Below are 19,391 nucleotides of genomic sequence, written 5' to 3'. Positions count from 1 at the left end.
AAGATTCATTGACGTTTTTATTTATCTGAAACCTTAGGCTGTGGGCCATAAGCAGTATCAATGGTGACATTATATGAATGATCATTTAGAGTCATTTTATAGCTCGTTGATTGGCCCACTTTAATCGTTATGGCTTTGTCACCTAATAGATCCGCACCATCATTAGATTCATCACGTAAACTTATCAACAAATTAACCTTATTATCACTATTTGCTGTCGACACTATGGTCACGCCATAGTCTCCTTCGACACTAAGTGACACAGATTCATTTAATCCCATCACAATTTTTGAAGCCGATGCAGTAGCATCATCTGAATGCTTAACCGTTTCTTCAATAGATAAACCAATGACAAGACCTTCTTCGGCAACGGCGAGGTGGCTAACCATTAACAGAGCGGCTAACGATAAAAATTTCATAATGTGTTCTTCCTGATGGTGATAAATTTCATTTTTATTAGTATCAATATCATCTTATTTCAATAGATGAATCTACACCAACTGATATAAAAAAACAGCGCTTAACACGCAAAAAGTACCATCCCAGTGTATTTATCATCTTTAACCATGACCAATTGATTTATTTAACGCATTTAAAACATCATGGTCTATCAATCATTGGCTATGTTAAGCTTTGTATAAACCAAAATAACACTACTCGATAACGTGAAACATTCATCTACTCAACCCGGAAATATCACCTTACGCGACTATCAGCAGCAATCAGTTGATGCGGCTATCGCTCATTTCAAGCACAGCCAACAATCAGCGGTGTTAGTGTTACCTACCGGTGCGGGAAAAAGTATTGTCATTGCCGAACTGGCACGTATTGCTAATGGTAATGTGCTGGTGCTAACCCATGTAAAGGAATTAGTCGCTCAAAATGCTGAAAAAGTGGGTTTGCTCACCCAAGAGGCCAATATCTATTCAGCAGGATTAAATCAAAAAAAGGCTAATGGCAAAACCGTGGTAGCCAGTGTTCAATCGGCCGCTCGCGCCCTAGAAAAATTCACTCAAGCATTTTCATTAGTGATCATTGATGAATGTCATCGAGTCAGTAATGAGTCTACCAGTCAATATCAACAACTGCTCACGCACCTTAAAGCGCGTAATCCTGACATTAAACTGCTTGGGCTAACCGCCACGCCTTATCGTTTAGGTTTAGGCTGGATTTATCGGCACCATTATCATGGGAAAGTAGGTAATACTGATAAACCTGTATTCGAAAAATGCATTTTTGAACTCCCAATGCGACCATTAATCAAGAAAGGTTACCTAACCAAACCGACCATTTTTGACGGGTTGAGTGCGCAATATGATTTTAGTGAACTGGTGGCGCATGACAGTGGTGAATACCCACAAATGGAAATCGATTCTTTATTGCATCATCAGGGACGAGCAACCACTGCAATTATCAAGCAAGTAAAACAACTTGCCGAATGCCGAAAAGGTATTTTAATTTTTGCAGCTACGGTCAGACATGCCAATGAAATCATGACTCTGTTAGACAACGATGCCGCCTCAATTACCGCTCAAACGCCACATAACGAACGTGATGACATCATCCATCGCTTTAAAGCCCAGAACCTCAAATACATTGTTAACGTTGCCGTATTAACCACAGGCTTCGATGCTCCTCACGTCGACCTTATCGCAATTTTGCGTCCCACTGCATCGGTGAGCCTATTCCAACAAATGATTGGCCGAGGGTTACGTTTAGCTCCCAATAAAGCAGATTGTTTAGTCATTGATTATGCGGCTAATGGTTACGACTTATTTTACCCAGAAGTCGGTCAAGCCAAACCCAATAGCAAATCAGTGCCAGTACAAGTGCATTGTCCTGTGTGTCAATTTGCTAATACTTTTTGGGGCCTAGTGGATGGCGATGGTGATATTGTTGAACATTATGGCAGACGCTGCCAAGGATTAATCAATGAGCAACAACAGTGTGATTTTAGATTTCGATCAAAATCATGCCCAGACTGTGGAGCGGAGAATGATATCGCGGCTCGCATTTGTCATAGCTGCCAATCGACCTTAATTGATCCCGATAAACGCCTAAAACAAGTACTTAATGCTCAGCATCATCATTTATTTAAATGTGAGCAAATGTTGTTGCACGATCAAGACAATAAGTTGCTTATTCAATACATTGACATTGAAGGTAATGATTTTAAGCAAACGTTTAACTTCGCGACACCAGCACAACGAAAAGCTTTTTATGCGGTATATGTTCTCAGTCATACCCGCACGCCAGGTATTCCCCATCCTCAATATAAGAAAGTCACTGATGTATTGGCGGATCAAACTCGATTCAGAAAACCCGATTTATTATTACTGAAAAAAAACAAACATCGTTGGGATTTAGTTGATTCATTTTTTGACTATCAAGGCAAATATAAAATCGATATGAGTTAAAACAAAATTAATTGCGTTGAATTATGATTTGAAAAGTACTTATGGTATAAATTGGCCATATCATTAAACAGGAGTCACCATGTTTGTAGTTATTTTTGGCCGCCCAGGTTGCCCATATTGTGTTCGAGCTGTTGAATTATCAGAAAAGTTAGCGGCGCAAAGTGAAGATTTTAAATTCAAATATATTGATATTCATGCCGAAGGCATCACTAAAGCGGATTTATCAAAAAGTGTGGGTAAAACGGTAGAAACTGTTCCACAAATCTTTGTTGATGAACAACCTATTGGTGGTTGCACCGAATTTGAAGCTTATGTTCGTCAAAACAACTTACTCAATTAAGTAAGCTTCTTAAATTTAAACTAAAAAGGCAACCGATCTGGTTGCCTTTTTGTTATCTGCTCAAATACTAAAGAGCATATTTCGCCGAAAACATAATCCGATTTAGGTCGCCATCAGAACCGTCTTCACGTTCATTTAAGGCATGCATAAACTCAACCCCAAATGTTAGTGGCTTTGAAGGTGAAAACAATAAGTTAACGTAACCAGAGTAAGCCTCTTTATTAACTGCACCACCGGTAAGCGCCACATCATTATCTGCGCTAAAACCTGAGAACGTCACACTAGAACGCCATTGCTCCGACCACCAGTGACGATATGACACAAAACCACCAAATGATTTAATCGCTTGAATTTCCCCATTGGTATCAAGCACGCCAGCGTTGGCATAATTTAGCGCCATATAACGACCTAACCCTTCCCCGTAAGTTGCAGTAAATTTGAAGTCATCTTTACCGACAGGAATAACACCCGCGAAACTGACACCATAACCTAGTTCTGATGTGTCATACGTTGTGGTACCAACAACTTGCTCTAGATCTAATTGCCTTACAATCGCCGCAACTGAAAATGCAGAACCACTGGCAGCACTAAAGTTATAGCGACCAACAAAATCAGGAACAACGCCACTGCCACTAGTAATTCGACCACCGCCGCTCAATGGCGTCACAGTTGTTTCAGGATTCTCAATTGAGAACTGCCAATTGCCACTGGTATAACGTAGTTGTGATTGTCTCACAAACGGTGTTCCATCAGCCGCACCGACAAAGTCTAGGTTTTCCGGTAAAGCACCAGGGTTTTGGAAAGTAGTCCACGTTTGCCCTACAGTCCAATTGTCATAACTTACAAATGCATGGCGAATACGTGGAGAGTAACTATTAGAAACTCGTTCATTACCATCTGTATGCGTCATAAAATCCAGTTCAATAAAACCAGTCAGTGTATGCCCTTCAACATCAGTAACCGTCTTAAAATTAAAACGTGATTCACGAGCTTGAAAGTCGACTACTTGCTTACCATTACCCGTCGTACCATAAATAGTGCCTGGCACATAAAACTGACGAGATAACGAACCTGAATCTGGCGCCCCATTGCCATAATCACTAAACATCACATCGGCTTTAATGTAACCACCAAAAGTCATATCTGTAGCAGCCTGAGCTCCCCCACTCATCGCCAATAACGCGCCTGCAACATAAAGACTGAGTTTTTGCTTTTTCATTATTATCTCCCTATTGATATTGTTCTAATCTTGAGCAATATGAGCCAATTAACAGTCATGTAACATTAGCAATAGGTCTATGAGACAAAAGTAGACAAGCAAAAACTAATAAATAGACTACTTCGAAAACAAGATGTTGTTTAATACAATGTAGATCTTGATGAGTTTGGACACTAAAGATTTATAAGAAATTAAACGCTAAATAAGCTGATAACAAAATACATCGACCAGTTACGACCTGGATTGGTTTCGTATAGCATCTTAGGCTCGCTGGAATATAATCATCGAACGCTATACAAATCTTGTAACGTAATAATAAGATTTAACGTTGATAAAAGGGATTATTAGAGGACATAACTAAAGGAGTAAAATAGTGGGTGATGAAAGGTTTAAACATTGGGGAAATGATTCAAAAGTCAACGGCAGCAGTTGATTTCACACAGAGTAACTGAACTGACGATCCATCTTGATTTTGCAAAACCTAATTAAAACAAACTATCCAGATTTAAACATCTGAAAATATACCGAGCTATTTTAGCCAATGATAAGTCTGGTATTCTGTGATGATTTAGAAATAATAGTGAGGGAATAACAGAGAAAGTGGTGGGTCGTGAAGGATTCGAACCTTCGACCAATTGGTTAAAAGCCAACTGCTCTACCAACTGAGCTAACGACCCATCTTGGTGTTGCGATATTCATACTCTTGCTGGAACAAAAGCCAACTGTCTCTATTTCAAGACCAACTAAGCTAACGACCCATCTTGGTTTTGCAAGAACTGATATTCTTACTGAAACAAAAGCCAACTGTCTCTATTTCAAGACCAACTGAGCTAACGACCCATCTTGATATGACATTTAAATTCTTTAACCACGATTTAAAAAGTGGTGGGTCGTGAAGGATTCGAACCTTCGACCAATTGGTTAAAAGCCAACTGCTCTACCAACTGAGCTAACGACCCATCTTGGTTTTGCAAGAACTGATATTCTTACTGGAACTAAAGCCAACTGTCTCTATTTCAAGACCAACTTAGCTAACGACCCATATTGATATGACATTTAAATTCTTTAACCACGATTTAAAAAGTGGTGGGTCGTGAAGGATTCGAACCTTCGACCAATTGGTTAAAAGCCAACTGCTCTACCAACTGAGCTAACGACCCATCTTGATATAACATTTAAATTCTTTAACCACGATTTAAAAGTGGTGGGTCGTGAAGGATTCGAACCTTCGACCAATTGGTTAAAAGCCAACTGCTCTACCAACTGAGCTAACGACCCATCTTGGTGTTGCGATATTCATACTCTTGCTGGAACAAAAGCCAACTGTCTCTATTTCAAGACCAACTGAGCTAACGACCCATCTTGGTTTTGCAAGAACTGATATTCTTACTGGAGTGAATGCCCCATTTTATAACATTTAAATTCTTTAACCACGATTTAAAAAGTGGTGGGTCGTGAAGGATTCGAACCTTCGACCAATTGGTTAAAAGCCAACTGCTCTACCAACTGAGCTAACGACCCATCTTGGTTTTGCAAGAACTGATATTCTTACTGGAGTGAATGCCCCATTTTATAACATTTAAATTCTTTAACCACGATTTAAAAAGTGGTGGGTCGTGAAGGATTCGAACCTTCGACCAATTGGTTAAAAGCCAACTGCTCTACCAACTGAGCTAACGACCCATCTTGGTTTTGCAAGAACTGATATTCTTACTGGAACAAAAGCCAACTGTCTCTATTTCAAGACCAACTAAGCTAACGACCCATCTTTGTTTTGCAAGAACTTAAGGTTCTTACTGGAATGAAACAAACTGCCTATATTTCAAGTCTTGTTAAATTATCATCCCATTTTGTTGTTTGTTAATAACAACTCATATTACAGTAACTGTAGACTAAGTTATTATCACATCAACACACCCCAGAAGGCTCTGCCGTTCTGAGGGCGCCTATAATACCTTTTTCAATTTCTCATGCAAGCCCAAATTTATAATTTCTTGTTGTTTGCATGAAAAACAGACTAAGAGGCTGTTTTTTGGCTTAATTAGCCTTTCAATGCTGATAATTGCTGTTGTGCAAGGCGTGCGGAGGCACTATCTGCGTACTCTTTTAAGACTTTGTTATACAGTGCTCTTGCACCCGCAGAGTCATTTTCTTTTTCTGCAATCATGCCAAGCTTAACTAAACTATCGCCACGCTTATTTGAATCTGCAAATTTACTGACAACTGTACTAAAAGCTTGTTTCGCATCATTGTACTCACTTTTATTGTACAACAATTGGCCTAACCAATAGTTTGCATTAGCTGCATAATTAGATTCTGGGTATGTCGATATAAAACTACGAAAAGCAGGAATGGCTTCATCATACTTGCGTTCTTTAAGAACCAAGTTAACGGCGGCCTCATAGCTTCCTGTTTCACCTAACGTTGAACTGGCTGCGGCAACCGTAGTGGCATCAGCTTGAGCTGGCGCTGCTGGGGTTGATGACTTAGCAGTAAGATTAGCAATTTCCTCGTACAGCTGTCGTTGACGCTGTAACATCTGATTCATTTGATAATTTTGTTGCTCAGTAATGCCTCTTAAATCTAACACTTCATTTTGCAATGCATCCATACGACGTTGCATGTCGAATTCGCCTTGTTGCTTTGCTTTAATGATGCGTTCTAATCTTGAAATTCTGTCATCATTTGAACCACCAGATGCATCCGAAACCGGTGCTGGTGCAGCAAAAGCCGTGGCCGTTGTAAAGAACATCGCCGCAACTAATATGGCTAGTTTCATTTTTATCTCCTAAAAAAGGCCAACCGATAACGGTTGGCCTTACACTTCTTACGCTTTAGTAAACTAACACACCACGACGGTTTTTAGCAAAACCAGTATCGTTACGTGAATAATCTAATGGCTTTTCTTCGCCGTAGCTCACGATGCTCATTTGGCTAGGTTGTACACCCATACCTTGTAAATACTTAGCAACCGCTTTAGCACGACGTTCGCCTAGTGCGATGTTGTATTCTGGAGTACCACGTTCATCAGCATGACCTTCAATCAACACTCGAACATTTGGATGCTCAACTAAATAGTTACCATGAGCTTGAATGATCTCAGCATTTTCACTTTGAACTTCACTGCGATCAAAGTCGAAGTAAATGATATTTTGACGACGTAATTCTTGTTCTTTTAAACGCTGCTGTTCTGCAGAGCTCAGTACAGGAGCTACACCACCAGTTTCAATACCACCATTACCGTATTCACTACCAGTACCACTCATAGAACCGTTAGCGTCAGTTTCAGAGTCTGAAGTTGAGCTACAGGCACCCAGTGCCATAAGCGGAACTGCAACCAACATAGCTTTAAACAACTTATTCAGATCCATTTTAAATCCTTATCAATATCTATTTAGAGAAACGGAGACCATGCTGGTGACTTCACCTCGCCCTGGCCGACAGGCAATCTTGCTTTAAATCTGCCGTCCATAGAAACAGCAGCTAACACTTGTTTACCTTGATGGGTTGTACCGTAGATAACCATAGTGCCATTTGGAGCAACACTTGGTGATTCATCAAGTTGAGTTGATGAAAGCACCTGCATAAAGCGTGTTGCAAGATCCATTCTAGCAATATGGAATTTACCGTTAGTACGGTTTACAAAAATCATACTACGACCGTCTGGGCTAATTGAACCGCCTAGGTTCCATTCACCTTCAAAAGTCATACGCGAGACTTTATTTGTATCTAAACTTACGCGATATAACTGTGGTTTCCCACCACGTTCAGAGGTAAATAAAATTGATTTACCGTCTGGGAACCAAGAAGGTTCAGTATCGATTGCGTAATGCTCTGTAATACGTCGAGTTGCTTTAGTCGCAATATCGACGACATAAATTTCTGGTTGGCCATCTTTTGACAGTGTAACAGCTAATTTTTTCCCATCAGGAGAAAATGCTGGTGCACCATTAATACCGTCAAAACTACTCACTAATGTACGAGTTTGGCTGTAAATGTCTTGAACAAAGATTTCAGCTTTTCTATTTTCAAAACTCACATAAGCTAAACGACGACCATCAGGAGACCACGTTGGTGACATCAATGGCTCTGGTGAACGTAGTAACATTTGTTCATTGTAGCCATCGTAATCCGCAATCATTAGATGGTAAGGCGCTTTTTGACCTTGTTTAACCACAACATATGCAATACGAGTTAAAAATGCACCACGAATGCCGGTGAGCTTTTCATACACAATATCACTGATACGGTGGCTGTACTGTCTAAATTGGTTTGCGCTAATAACCGTTTCACGGCTTTCAAGTAATAACTCATTGTTATTCTGAGGCCCTTTACCCGCTTGAAGTTGTGCTTTGACTAAATCAATCAGCTCAAAACTCACTAAATATTGATCGGCGCCATATGGCTTAACCGTACCAACCACAAGCGCTTCCGCTTCTACATTAGCCCAATTTTGAGCAGTAAATCCATTTACAGACGAAATAGTTGATTGTGGCAATGCACGCACATCAAGTGTCTTAAATGTACCACTGCGAGACAAATCAGATGCTACCACATCAGAAATAGATGCAGGAGCTGGACCTTGACCTTGCCATACAAAAGGTACAACAGCAATCGGTCTTGCTGCATCAACCCCTTCTGTAATCACAATATCTAACGCTGCGCGAGCGGGTGTAGTTAACACTATTAATACCAGTGTTAGCCATTTAGCCAAATTATTCATGCGACTCCTTTTAACTCCATTCCATCATTAAATACGATTGATATTAATTAAATTCCGGTGAAACGGTTAAATTAATTTCTTTTAATTGCTGATAAACAGCCGGTTCAGGCGATACTGGTAACCGTCCCGCTTTATTTATCGACGCTTTGGCTGCTCGACAAACTACCTGATCACCATCTAACGTTTGGCTTGTTGTGACAAAACCATCTGACGCTAGACGAATAAAGACCCTGCAGCTTTTCCCACGCATTGACTCATCAACAACTAAATTTCGTTGAATAGTGGCAATAATCATGGCCTTATATTTATCAACTTCTGACAACACTTGCTTGTTACGTGTTTTAGAAAGTGAATCTTGTTCAGCAGCCATAGCCTCTGCCATTTCACGTTCTTGGCGCGCTTTAGTATCAGCTTCTGCTTTACGTTTACGCTCAGCATCTTCTTTACGCTTACGTTCATCATCAGCACGTTGACGCTCTTCTTGAGCTTTTTTCGCAGCAGCCTCTTCTTGCTTACGTTTTTCAGCGGCTTTCTTAGCTGCGTCCTCAGAAGCTTTTTGCTCTTGTTCTTTTTGCTTGCGTACTACTTCAGCTTTATCTGCTCGCTCTTTTTCTAGCACTTGCTTTGCCTGAGCGGCTTTAGCGGCATCATTAGCCTTTTGAGTTTCCTGCTCTTTTTGTTTACGCTGGATCTCTAAAGTTTTAATTTTTTCTTGTTCACGTTCACGCTCACGGCGAGCTTCTGATGCTTTACGTTCTAGTTCTGCTTGACGGGCTTTTTCTTGCTGGGCCACATCTTGCTTTTGTTTCTTTAATTGCTCAACTCTGTCATTCACTTTCTGTTGATCAATTACAATTGCTTGAACGGCAGGTGCACTTGCTGCTGCCGTTTGCATTTGCTTGGGCTTATCATCAAAACTAATGCCTAAAGCAAGAATGACGATAAATCCAATATGAATACCAGCAGAAATAGAAACTGGTACGGTTAAATCTGAATTTCCAGCCACCTATTTCTCCTTTGGTGAATCGGTCATTAGCCCTACGGCAGGCACACCAGCACCTTGCAAGCTAATCATTAATTGAATAACGCTTTCATAAGGTATCGTGCGGTCCGCTTTTACAACCACTGGCCTTAACGGTTCAAGTTGGATTAATGCTCCAACTTCAGTTGATACTTGCTCTAAGTCCATAACTTCAGAGTTAGAACTACTGCCGATATTCAAAAAATATTGTCCCTCTGCATCAATCGATGCAACGATAGGAGGCTTACTATCAGGTGGCAACGACTCCGCATTACCTTGAGGCAATTCTACTTTGACTCCTTGCGATACAATAGGCGCTGTCACCATAAAAATAATCAACAACACCAACATCACGTCGATGTAAGGTACCACGTTGATTTCTGCAACTGGACGACGACGTTTACGCTGATACATTAAACAGCTTCCTTCTCGCTATACGCTTGACGTTGCAATATGTTGGAGAATTCTTCCATAAAGTTAGCATAACTCATTTCAATTTTATCAACTTGCGTTGTAAAACGGTTATAACCAATAACGGCAGGTATTGCAGCAAACAAGCCCATTGCAGTTGCAATCAATGCTTCTGCAATACCAGGTGCAACCATTGCCAATGTGGCATTTTCTACCGCGCCCAGTGCAATAAAGGAATTCATAATTCCCCATACCGTACCAAACAAGCCAATGTATGGACTGGTTGAACCAATCGTTGCCAATAACGGTAAATGGTTTTCAAGTTTCTCCATTTCGCGCGACAAACTCACTCGCATTGCTCGAGACGTTCCATCCATAACCGCTTCAGGAGCTTTACTGTTTACTTTGCTCAAACGAGTATATTCTTTGAAACCAGCCACAAACATCGATTCTAAACCAGAGATAGCACTACCACGCGCAATTAATTCTTTGTAAAGACGATTTAAATCAACACCAGACCAAAACGTTTCTTCAAAACGTAATGACTTAACTCTTGCAGAGCCTAATAATTTGTTGCGTTGAATGATCACTGCCCATGAGGCAATCGATAATGCCAACAAGGTCAGCATAACTAACTTTACCAACACACTGGCTTCTAAAAACAAACCAATAAATGAAATTTCAGCGTGCACTGTCAAACTCCTGAACAATATTTAGGGGAATAGCACGGGGACGCATACGTGATAAAGATATACACGCGACAACAACAGTCGCTTCACAATAGCAATCACCTTGATGATCAACTAGGCGCTGGTGAAATACCAACGACACTTTTTTTAATTCTATAACCTTGGATTCAACCACGAAATCCTGTTCAAATTTTGCAGCTTTACGAAAATCTAATTCTGCATGTTTGACGACAAAAGCAATATCTTCTGCCAACAGTTCAGCTTGGCGAACACCCATTGCTTTTAACCATTGCGTTCGGGCTCGTTCAAAAAATTTTAAGTAATTCGAATGGTACACAACACCGCCGGCATCGGTATCTTCGTAATAGATTGAAATAGGCCAAACAAACATAATCTGAACATCAATTTTTAGGTTGTAAAAGTTGGCTTACTATACCGAGTACCAACACGCTTGTGAATATTGTACCGAGGGAAAAGCAGACTTTATTTTGCTCAAAATGCGCTAAAACACACTAAAAACCTCAGGAACTGTAAGAGATGAAGCTTTATTAATGTGTTTACCCAAAAATTTAACAATTTATTAAACAAAACATGCCATATAAATAGAATTTTTCCTGGTAACAACAGCCTACTTTTACGGCCTAAAGCTCACAAAAAGACAATAATCAGGTAAAAGTAAACTGCGAATCCCCCTTACCATCGCACACTTTGCAAAATGTAAACGTGAATAAATGTTAAGCCGGTAAAATTCAGCAACCTCTTTTTAGCAAATACATTATCAATTGTTAAGTTAATAGCATTATCTTACTCGTCTTGATGACCATATGCTGTGTGTTAAACATCAAGAAGAGATAACCGTAAAATCCCACCTTAAATATGGGTAGAATAATCATATTCATAGTGGTGTAGAGTAATATTTAACATATTAAAAGGAGTAAGCAGACTTTACAGCATGACGGGATATATACTATTTGTTAAATATTATTGTCGCCTAATTAACTAATCCGAATAGTTATGCATAAAAAATAAGTAATAACCTAATAAAGCGCTATATAAGACGATTAGAGTATAAATAACATATCACCACCGCCACAAAGCATTAGCTTTACTAATGATAACGCTTAATTTTTCTAGTTTGTCAGATTAGTGTATACATTCTATTATTGCCTTGTTTTCAGGACACATCTGATTCAGATGTTGAAAACCAAGAACTCCAAACTGATGTAACCCAATACCTCAGTTATCCCTAGTTCTTATGCTTGACTTCCTTCCTTAAATTTGTTGATTGCAAATTATTTAGCCCACTTGGATTAAGTGGGTTTTTTTTACCTTTTTTTTAGCATCTTTATAAACCCAAATGAGAAGCTTTGCGAAAAAAATTGTAAATTCGAGCGCTACTGATAGGTTGAACCCTTTCAAATGATCACCACGCAAAATACCCTTACATGTTTTATTGATTAGGCTCTTAAAGGAACGATGGTTCATTTATAAAAGAGTATTGTCGATTTGGCTCAATTTAGTGTTACGAATGTTGAATAAATGCCGAGTAAAGCAGACTGATAAACACAGGGAGACTTTGGCTATCGTATCAATACTATTTATTAGAAAAATAGCTGACTCAAGTAAATTGATATCTCAATCATATCCAGTAATAAGGACTACTGCCCATGGCTGAGCAGTGAGTGATACATGAATGGGTTTATATAGGCTTGGTTATTTTAATCACGACTCTGCGGTTCATCTTACGTTCTTCTGCAAGATCATTGCCTGTTACATGGCGTTTTTCACCATGACCCGATGTATGAATCCGATCTTTAGGAATACCACTAGCAATGAGAATATCTTTCACTGAATCCGCACGTTTATCTGACACCTTTTGGTTAACCGAGCGTCCACCGTAACTGTCGGTGTAAGCATCAATCAGTACAAGCTCGACTTCAGGGTCATAAGACAAATAACGCTGTATTTTCTGTAATTGTTGGGTAGAAAAACGAGTCAGCTCTACCCCGCCTTCTTGGTAATTTAACACTGTAAAAGCAATATCATCAAAACTGTAAGGCAGTAAATTAGCCAAGCAGGCGCGAAATTCACGGTATTTACCGCCAAAATTAGCTGACGACAATCCCACGGCAATTTTAGCGTTGTGATTATACCAATCCGCATAATAAAACGTGGGCTCCATTCCTTGACTCAATTCATTCAACATCGACCAAGCGGCTTTTTTGGGTACTTCACCATTAAATTGCTTATTGTAAGTCAGTTGAGTGATTTCTTTAGAATTGTGTCCAGGACGCCAACTAGGGGCTCGACTAATTAATGTCGCGTTGGTCACCGAATCAGGTTTTAACCACATATCTAACGTAAAATGTAAATTTAGCTCTTTACCGGCATTACTGGTAAACACAGCACGCCCATAGTCAGGAATATCATGTTCAAGACGGCATTCTATCGGATTGTTCTCACCGATACGCCATGCTGAGTTTTCCAGTGACGCAACGTAGTGCCTCAAATCGGCATTAGCCGTTGAGCAAAGACACAAACTTGTGAGGACCATCAGTTTTCGCCACATAAAACCACCCTTTATACCCGATTACATTTGTTCTATCGGCCATAAAGTCAGTTCCTTTAGTAAACAATCATGTTTAATCGATGATAAAAACCACAATCAAACATGACACTGCGCTTGAGTTTGCGCATAATACTCGGCTTATATCATTTGCACCGATGAATGATAGCTATTGAGGATAAAAACTGTAATGACTGATATTTGCGACGCTAATAAGTTTAAACACCGATTTCGTGGTTATTTCCCTGTTGTTATCGATGTCGAAACTGCTGGGTTTAATGCTAATACCGATGCGTTGCTTGAAATTGCCGTCAGCTTACTAAAAATGAATAGTGATGGGATCATTGTACTTGATAGAACCCTTCATTTTCATATTGAGCCTTTTGAAGGTGCGAACTTAGAGCCTGCAGCTTTAGCTTTTAATGGTATAGACCCCACTAATCCACTTCGTGGTGCAGTAGACGAAAAAGTCGCTTTTTTAGAGATTTTTAAAGAAGTAAAAAAAGCCCAAAAAGCAGCAGATTGTCATCGCAGTATCATTGTCGCGCACAATGCCGCTTTTGATTTAGGTTTTGTTAACAAGGCTATTGAACGAAATGGTTTAAAACGTTCTCCTTTTCATCCTTTTGCTAGCTTTGATACCGCGACACTTGCAGGCCTGGCTATTGGACACACAGTATTAGCTAAAGCCTGTAAAATGGCAGGGATCGATTTCGACAACAATGAAGCCCATTCAGCATTATATGATACCGAACGTACCGCCGAACTATTTTGCCTTATAGTCAATCGATGGAAAGCATTGGGTGGTTGGCCATTAGCGGCTGTGGAAGATGATACCGACTCAGCAAACGAATAATGAATACTCAGCCCTTTGATCTCATGCCAGCCATCTTCACTTGGCTAGTGCGATAACAAAGTATTAATTTTATCCAATAAAAAAGCTGCCGAAGCAGCTTTTTTATTATCTCTAACTTGCTAGATTATAGCTTGTCAGAATTATCTTTTAGATATGCAGCAACACCTTCAGTGCTTGCAGTCATACCTTTTTCGCCTTTTGACCAGCCCGCTGGACAAACTTCACCGTGCTCTTCATGGAACTGAAGTGCGTCAATCATACGGATCATTTCATCAACGTTACGGCCTAGTGGTAAATCGTTAACCACTTGGTGACGAACTTGGCCTTCTTTGTCTACTAAGAAAGAACCACGGAAAGCCACACCAGCTTCTGGATGCTCTACGTCGTATGCTTTACAAATTTCGTGCTTAACATCAGCAACTAGAGTGTACTTAACTTGGCCAATACCACCCTTGTCTACTGGAGTGTTACGCCATGCGTTATGAGTAAACTGTGAATCAATAGAAACACCAATCACTTCAACACCACGTTTAGTGAACTCTTCCATACGGTGATCAAAAGCAATTAGCTCTGATGGGCATACAAAAGTAAAATCGAGTGGGTAGAAGAAAATAACTGCAGGCTTACCTTTAATTGCGGTAGCAAGGTTAAATGTGTCAACAATTTCACCAGAACCAAGAACGGCTGCTGCGGTAAAATCTGGGGCTGGACGGCCTACTAATACGCTCATTATCTATCTCCATTTAATGGCTTAAACACTCAACAACGGTATATGCGTATCGCAAAATGATGATCCACCAAGCAATTACCCATACCGTTGGGACTTATATCAGTCGTATACCATACATCTAAATTAACGGACTTATAAGTCATTTCAGATGAAAGTTGGTTTACTTGCTGAAAAATAAAACATGATGACCCATTAAATAATAAGTTTCAAATATGACAAAATGATTTGATAACAAGATTTCACTCATCACTATCAACAACCATATGTTAAACAGCAAATAATTCTGAGCTAACTATCAGCAAAAAATACCTAAAAAAGCGATATGCGCTGGACAAATAGACACTAGACAGTCAAGAATAGCGGCCTCACTTACTTTTAAGAAAAATGATTATGAATGCGGTTGTTATCGCGGTTTGCTTAATGCTGTTTTTAAGCTTTATTCGAATTAACGTTGTGGTCTCACTAACCATCAGTGCTGTTGTCGCCGGTTTAGTCGGTGGATTAGATATTCATCAAACAATTGCAGCCTTTAATGATGGCCTAGGCGGCGGCGCTCAAATAGCCCTAAGCTACGCATTGCTTGGTGCATTTGCAGCAGCTTTGTCACATTCAGGCTTAACAACATTGATTTCTCATTCAATTATAAAGAAACTCGGTAAAGAACCTAATAGTAGTAATACTCAAGTTGTACGTTGGTTGTTATTGGTCACAATATTATTGATGGCGGTTTCATCACAAAATATTTTGCCTATTCACATCGCTTTCATACCCATTCTTATTCCACCATTACTGCATGTCATTTCAAAGCTACATATCGACCGCCGTCTTATAGCCTGTATTCTCACATTTGGCTTGGTCACCACGTACATGATTCTACCCATCGGTTTTGGCGGTATTTTCCTCAATGATATCCTGTTGGCAAATTTAAATACAAATGGGCTAAATGCAATCCGTGAACAAATTCCTAACGCAATGCTATTACCTGCTATGGGCATGGTTGTAGGTTTACTCACCGCAATATTTATTAGTTACCGCAAACCTAGACAATATATGATTGAAGAACCAGTGGTAAGCGACAATATTGAAACCACGATAAGTCGAAAAAGCCTAGTGATATCACTCTCAGCAATAGTGGTCACTTTAATTGTTCAATTACAAACTGATTCGATGATATTTGGTGCATTAAGTGGATTTATTATCTTTCGTTTTTCTGGAATCATTAAACACGAAGTAAGCAAAGACCTGTTTAATCAAGGTGTGCACATGATGGCCAGCATCGGCTTTATTATGATTGCAGCAGCAGGCTTTGCTGCAGTAGTTAAATCTACCGGGGAAGTTGGCACACTAGTGACCTCTCTAGGTGACATCATTGGTGACAACAAAGCGTTAGCCGCATTACTGATGCTTATTGTTGGATTATTGATCACCATGGGAATTGGCTCTTCGTTCTCAACCATTCCCATTATTGCCACTATTTACGTGCCTTTAGCGCTCAGTTTTGGTTTTTCTGTCGCTGCAACAATTGCGCTAGTGGGTACCGCTGCAGCGCTTGGTGACGCGGGTTCGCCAGCATCAGATTCGACACTAGGTCCCACAGCTGGTCTTAATGCCGATGGGCAACATGATCATATTCGCGACAGCGTGATCCCAACGTTTATTCACTATAATATTCCACTGCTTGTTTTTGGTTGGATTGCTGCGATGGTGCTTTAACATTCAACAGATATCTACGGCTTATCAAGATAAAAAATAAAAACGGGAGCCTCATTAAAGGCTCCCGTTTTTATGGTCTCGTACATGATATTAATCATATCGAGCCTGGGTATCTATAATCTCGGATAACGAACTATTTGGTACCGAATATCTTATCGCCCGCATCACCTAAACCTGGCAAGATATAACCTTGCTCGTTTAAGCAATCATCAATCGCAGCGGTATACAATTCAATATCAGGATGCGCGAGTTCAAGTGCTTTAATACCTTCTGGTGCAGCAACCAAAACCAACGCTTTAATTGAAGTACAACCACGTTTTTTCAGCAGGTCGATAGTCGCAATCATTGAACCACCAGTTGCTAACATTGGGTCAACCACTAAAGCAATACGCTCTTCAACATTACTGACTATTTTTTCAAAGTAAGGTATAGGTTGTAGTGTTTCTTCATCACGATAAATACCCACTACAGAAATACGCGCACTAGGAAGATGCTCAAGAACGCCATCCATCATACCTAAACCCGCACGAAGAATAGGCACTACGGTCACTTTCTTACCTTTAAGTTGCTCAATAGTAACAGGGCCATTCCAACCTTCAATTGTCACCGTTTCAGTTTCAAAATCAGCGGTAGCTTCGTAGGTTAATAAACTGCCAACTTCAGTGGCAAGTTCACGAAATCGTTTGGTGCTGATATCAGCTTCACGCATCAAACCGACTTTATGACGTACCAGTGGATGCTTTACTTCAACGACTTTCATTTCTTTCTCCTAGATTTCTGACTATTTCAGGCAAATTTGACAAATGTTAGTCGATTTATCCTCTCTATAAAACATAAAGTTTCAAAATTGCAGTAAATCGTGACCTAAACCAATAAAAAATAGGCAATTCATCGTTTTCTTTATAGGATAAAGTAAAAACATGGCTTCCGACTAGCAGCACAAACTGGTAGAATATTGCCGCATAAAATTCCATAAAACGATGTACCCTAGAGGATCCTCCGTGACCACTCCTACCCCCCTAAGTTACAAAGACGCCGGCGTTGATATCGATGCAGGTAATGCGTTAGTAAACAACATTAAATCTGCGGTAAAACGCACTCGCCGTCCAGAAGTTATGGGCAATTTAGGTGGTTTTGGCGCATTATGCGAATTACCAACTAAATACAAACATCCAGTGCTTGTTTCGGGCACTGATGGTGTTGGCACTAAATTAAGATTAGCCATTGATTACAAAAAGCATGACACCGTCGGTGTTGATTTAGTTGCTATGTGTGTCAATGACCTGATTGTTTCTGGCGCTGAACCGCTTTTCTTCCTCGATTACTACGCGACTGGTAAGCTTGACGTTGAAACGGCAACCTCAGTTGTTAGCGGCATTGCAGAAGGTTGTTTCCAATCTGGTTGCGCATTAATCGGTGGCGAAACGGCTGAAATGCCGGGCATGTACGAAGGCGAAGATTACGACCTTGCCGGATTTTGTGTTGGTGTTGTTGAAAAAGCAGACATCATTGATGGTACCAAAGTCAAAGCCGGTGACTCACTCATAGCACTTGGTTCGAGTGGTCCTCATTCAAATGGTTACTCATTAATCCGTAAGGTATTAGAAGTCAGCAAAGCAGACCCTCAGCAAGATCTTGCTGGTAAGCCATTGATTGACCATTTATTAGAACCAACAAGAATATATGTTAAGCCTTTGTTGAAACTGATTGAACAATCAGACATTCACGCTATGGCGCACATTACCGGTGGTGGATTCTGGGAAAATATCCCACGAGTGCTTCCTGATGATTGTAAAGCTGTAATCAAGGGTGACTCTTGGCAATGGCCAGTGGTGTTCGATTGGATAATGACAAACGGTAACATAGCACAACACGAAATGTTCCTAACATTTAACTGTGGTGTGGGTATGGTTATTGCGCTGCCAACAGACAAAGTCGATGCTGCATTGGCATTATTAACAGCAGAAGGCGAAAATGCTTGGTTGATAGGTGAAATTGCTACGCGTCAAGGTGACGAAGAGCAAGTGGAGATCATCTAATGAGCCAAAGCTGTCGTGTTGTGGTACTGATTTCCGGTAATGGCAGTAATCTTCAAGCTATCATTGATGGCTGTGACGATAACCTAAAAGCTGACATTGTTGGTGTGATTAGTAACAAGCCGGATGCTTATGGGTTAATTCGCGCTCATCAAAGCGAGATTGATACCAGTTGCGTTATTCCTTATACCAATGAAGTACGCAGTGATTATGATGCGCGTTTATTGAAATCAATTGAAAAATACCAACCGGATCTGATTATTCTTGCAGGTTTTATGCGTATTTTGACAGATGATTTTGTAAGTCACTTCCTTGGAAAGATGATTAATATTCATCCATCATTATTACCTAAGTATACCGGGCTTCACACGCATCAACGGGCTATTGATGCCGGCGATAAAAAGCACGGCGCTAGTGTGCATTTTGTTATTCCAGAGCTCGATGCCGGACCGGTAATATTACAAGCTAAAGTCCCTATTTACCCTGAAGATAATGCTGAAGTATTAGCTGAGCGTGTTCATGAACAAGAACATGCCATTTATCCTCTTGTAGTAAAATGGTTCAGCTTAGGTCGTTTAGCGATGGCTGATGGTAAAGCTTACTTAGATGGCGAGTTAATTGGTCCATCTGGTTACGCACCAGATTAATATCGATGACTAAGTTACTAAGT

General features: G+C 40.2%; 18 protein-coding genes and 6 tRNA genes. 6 read left to right on the top strand and 18 right to left on the bottom strand.

Going from position 1 to position 19,391, the window contains the following annotated elements:
- Nucleotides 1–17: 17 nt before the first annotated feature.
- The gene (locus CXF88_RS10505) at nt 18–419 is read right to left on the bottom strand and encodes a hypothetical protein (RefSeq protein WP_101086789.1); all 402 of its coding nucleotides are present in this window, start codon (nt 417–419) and stop codon (nt 18–20) included.
- Between the two features lie 246 nt (nt 420–665).
- On the opposite strand from CXF88_RS10505, the gene CXF88_RS10500 reads away from it, so the two are divergent.
- Nucleotides 666–2,417 (top strand): DEAD/DEAH box helicase, encoded by a 1,752-nt coding sequence (locus CXF88_RS10500; RefSeq protein ID WP_101086788.1) that lies wholly within the window; start codon nt 666–668, stop codon nt 2,415–2,417.
- Between the two features lie 79 nt (nt 2,418–2,496).
- Nucleotides 2,497–2,757: a GrxA family glutaredoxin gene (locus tag CXF88_RS10495; protein WP_011636939.1), complete on the top strand. Its 261-nt coding sequence runs from the start codon at nt 2,497–2,499 to the stop codon at nt 2,755–2,757.
- Between the two features lie 67 nt (nt 2,758–2,824).
- Here CXF88_RS10495 and CXF88_RS10490 read toward each other — a convergent pair whose 3' ends face one another.
- The 15 genes from CXF88_RS10490 to CXF88_RS10415 all read right to left on the bottom strand — a co-directional run bounded on the left by CXF88_RS10490 (nt 2,825) and on the right by CXF88_RS10415 (nt 13,389).
- Nucleotides 2,825–3,976 carry a DcaP family trimeric outer membrane transporter gene (locus CXF88_RS10490; RefSeq protein ID WP_101086787.1) on the bottom strand — a complete coding sequence of 384 codons (1,152 nt, stop codon included), beginning with the start codon at nt 3,974–3,976 and terminating at the stop codon, nt 2,825–2,827.
- A 601-nt stretch (nt 3,977–4,577) separates the two neighbouring features.
- A tRNA-Lys gene (locus tag CXF88_RS10485) sits at nt 4,578–4,653 on the bottom strand.
- 206 nt (nt 4,654–4,859) lie between these two features.
- Nucleotides 4,860–4,935: transfer RNA gene (locus tag CXF88_RS10480), tRNA-Lys, on the bottom strand.
- A 125-nt stretch (nt 4,936–5,060) separates the two neighbouring features.
- Nucleotides 5,061–5,136 (bottom strand) — tRNA-Lys (locus CXF88_RS10475).
- A gap of 42 nt (nt 5,137–5,178) precedes the next feature.
- Nucleotides 5,179–5,254 (bottom strand) — tRNA-Lys (locus CXF88_RS10470).
- Nucleotides 5,255–5,421: 167 nt separating this feature from the next.
- Nucleotides 5,422–5,497 (bottom strand) — tRNA-Lys (locus CXF88_RS10465).
- Nucleotides 5,498–5,583: 86 nt separating this feature from the next.
- Nucleotides 5,584–5,659, bottom strand: a tRNA-Lys gene (locus tag CXF88_RS10460).
- A gap of 358 nt (nt 5,660–6,017) precedes the next feature.
- Entirely contained in the window at nt 6,018–6,755 is a 738-nt protein-coding gene (ybgF, locus tag CXF88_RS10455) for a tol-pal system protein YbgF (RefSeq protein WP_059745509.1), read from the bottom strand.
- 55 nt (nt 6,756–6,810) lie between these two features.
- A complete protein-coding gene (gene pal, locus CXF88_RS10450; RefSeq protein ID WP_101086786.1) occupies nt 6,811–7,347 on the bottom strand; it encodes a peptidoglycan-associated lipoprotein Pal in 537 nt (178 codons plus the stop codon).
- Between the two features lie 23 nt (nt 7,348–7,370).
- Complete coding sequence (tolB, locus tag CXF88_RS10445) at nt 7,371–8,699, bottom strand: Tol-Pal system beta propeller repeat protein TolB (RefSeq protein WP_011636935.1); 1,329 nt, start codon at nt 8,697–8,699, stop codon at nt 7,371–7,373.
- A gap of 43 nt (nt 8,700–8,742) precedes the next feature.
- Entirely contained in the window at nt 8,743–9,705 is a 963-nt protein-coding gene (gene tolA / locus CXF88_RS10440; RefSeq protein ID WP_101086785.1) for a cell envelope integrity protein TolA, read from the bottom strand.
- Nucleotides 9,706–10,134, bottom strand: a complete 429-nt coding sequence (gene tolR / locus CXF88_RS10435) for a protein TolR (RefSeq protein ID WP_101086784.1) — start codon at nt 10,132–10,134, stop codon at nt 9,706–9,708.
- A complete protein-coding gene (gene tolQ, locus CXF88_RS10430) occupies nt 10,134–10,823 on the bottom strand; it encodes a protein TolQ (protein WP_101086783.1) in 690 nt (229 codons plus the stop codon). The genes tolR and tolQ overlap by 1 nt, the downstream gene beginning before the upstream one ends.
- On the bottom strand, nt 10,813–11,214 hold the full coding sequence (gene ybgC / locus CXF88_RS10425) for a tol-pal system-associated acyl-CoA thioesterase (protein ID WP_101086782.1): 402 nt from the start codon (nt 11,212–11,214) through the stop codon (nt 10,813–10,815). The genes tolQ and ybgC overlap by 11 nt, the downstream gene beginning before the upstream one ends.
- Before the next feature lie 1,305 nt (nt 11,215–12,519).
- On the bottom strand, nt 12,520–13,389 hold the full coding sequence (locus CXF88_RS10415) for an OmpA family protein (protein ID WP_101086780.1): 870 nt from the start codon (nt 13,387–13,389) through the stop codon (nt 12,520–12,522).
- A gap of 187 nt (nt 13,390–13,576) precedes the next feature.
- On the opposite strand from CXF88_RS10415, the gene rnt reads away from it, so the two are divergent.
- Nucleotides 13,577–14,242 (top strand): ribonuclease T, encoded by a 666-nt coding sequence (gene rnt / locus CXF88_RS10410; protein WP_101086779.1) that lies wholly within the window; start codon nt 13,577–13,579, stop codon nt 14,240–14,242.
- A gap of 124 nt (nt 14,243–14,366) precedes the next feature.
- Here the strand turns inward: rnt and CXF88_RS10405 are convergent, their stop codons facing one another.
- Entirely contained in the window at nt 14,367–14,972 is a 606-nt protein-coding gene (locus CXF88_RS10405; protein ID WP_011636928.1) for a peroxiredoxin C, read from the bottom strand.
- A 390-nt stretch (nt 14,973–15,362) separates the two neighbouring features.
- Here CXF88_RS10405 and CXF88_RS10400 point away from each other — a divergent pair, with 390 nt between their 5' ends.
- Nucleotides 15,363–16,685 (top strand): Na+/H+ antiporter family protein, encoded by a 1,323-nt coding sequence (locus CXF88_RS10400; RefSeq protein ID WP_101086778.1) that lies wholly within the window; start codon nt 15,363–15,365, stop codon nt 16,683–16,685.
- A 133-nt stretch (nt 16,686–16,818) separates the two neighbouring features.
- Here the strand turns inward: CXF88_RS10400 and upp are convergent, their stop codons facing one another.
- Nucleotides 16,819–17,445, bottom strand: a complete 627-nt coding sequence (gene upp, locus CXF88_RS10395) for a uracil phosphoribosyltransferase (RefSeq protein WP_101086777.1) — start codon at nt 17,443–17,445, stop codon at nt 16,819–16,821.
- A gap of 241 nt (nt 17,446–17,686) precedes the next feature.
- On the opposite strand from upp, the gene purM reads away from it, so the two are divergent.
- On the top strand, nt 17,687–18,724 hold the full coding sequence (gene purM, locus CXF88_RS10390) for a phosphoribosylformylglycinamidine cyclo-ligase (RefSeq protein WP_101086776.1): 1,038 nt from the start codon (nt 17,687–17,689) through the stop codon (nt 18,722–18,724).
- Nucleotides 18,724–19,368: a phosphoribosylglycinamide formyltransferase gene (gene purN / locus CXF88_RS10385; RefSeq protein ID WP_101086775.1), complete on the top strand. Its 645-nt coding sequence runs from the start codon at nt 18,724–18,726 to the stop codon at nt 19,366–19,368. The genes purM and purN overlap by 1 nt, the downstream gene beginning before the upstream one ends.
- Nucleotides 19,369–19,391 lie beyond the last annotated feature (23 nt).

Source organism: Shewanella sp. ALD9 (assembly GCF_002836315.1).
In the GTDB taxonomy this organism is placed as follows: domain Bacteria; phylum Pseudomonadota; class Gammaproteobacteria; order Enterobacterales; family Shewanellaceae; genus Shewanella.
This window is presented reverse-complemented; position numbering and strand designations above follow the sequence as displayed.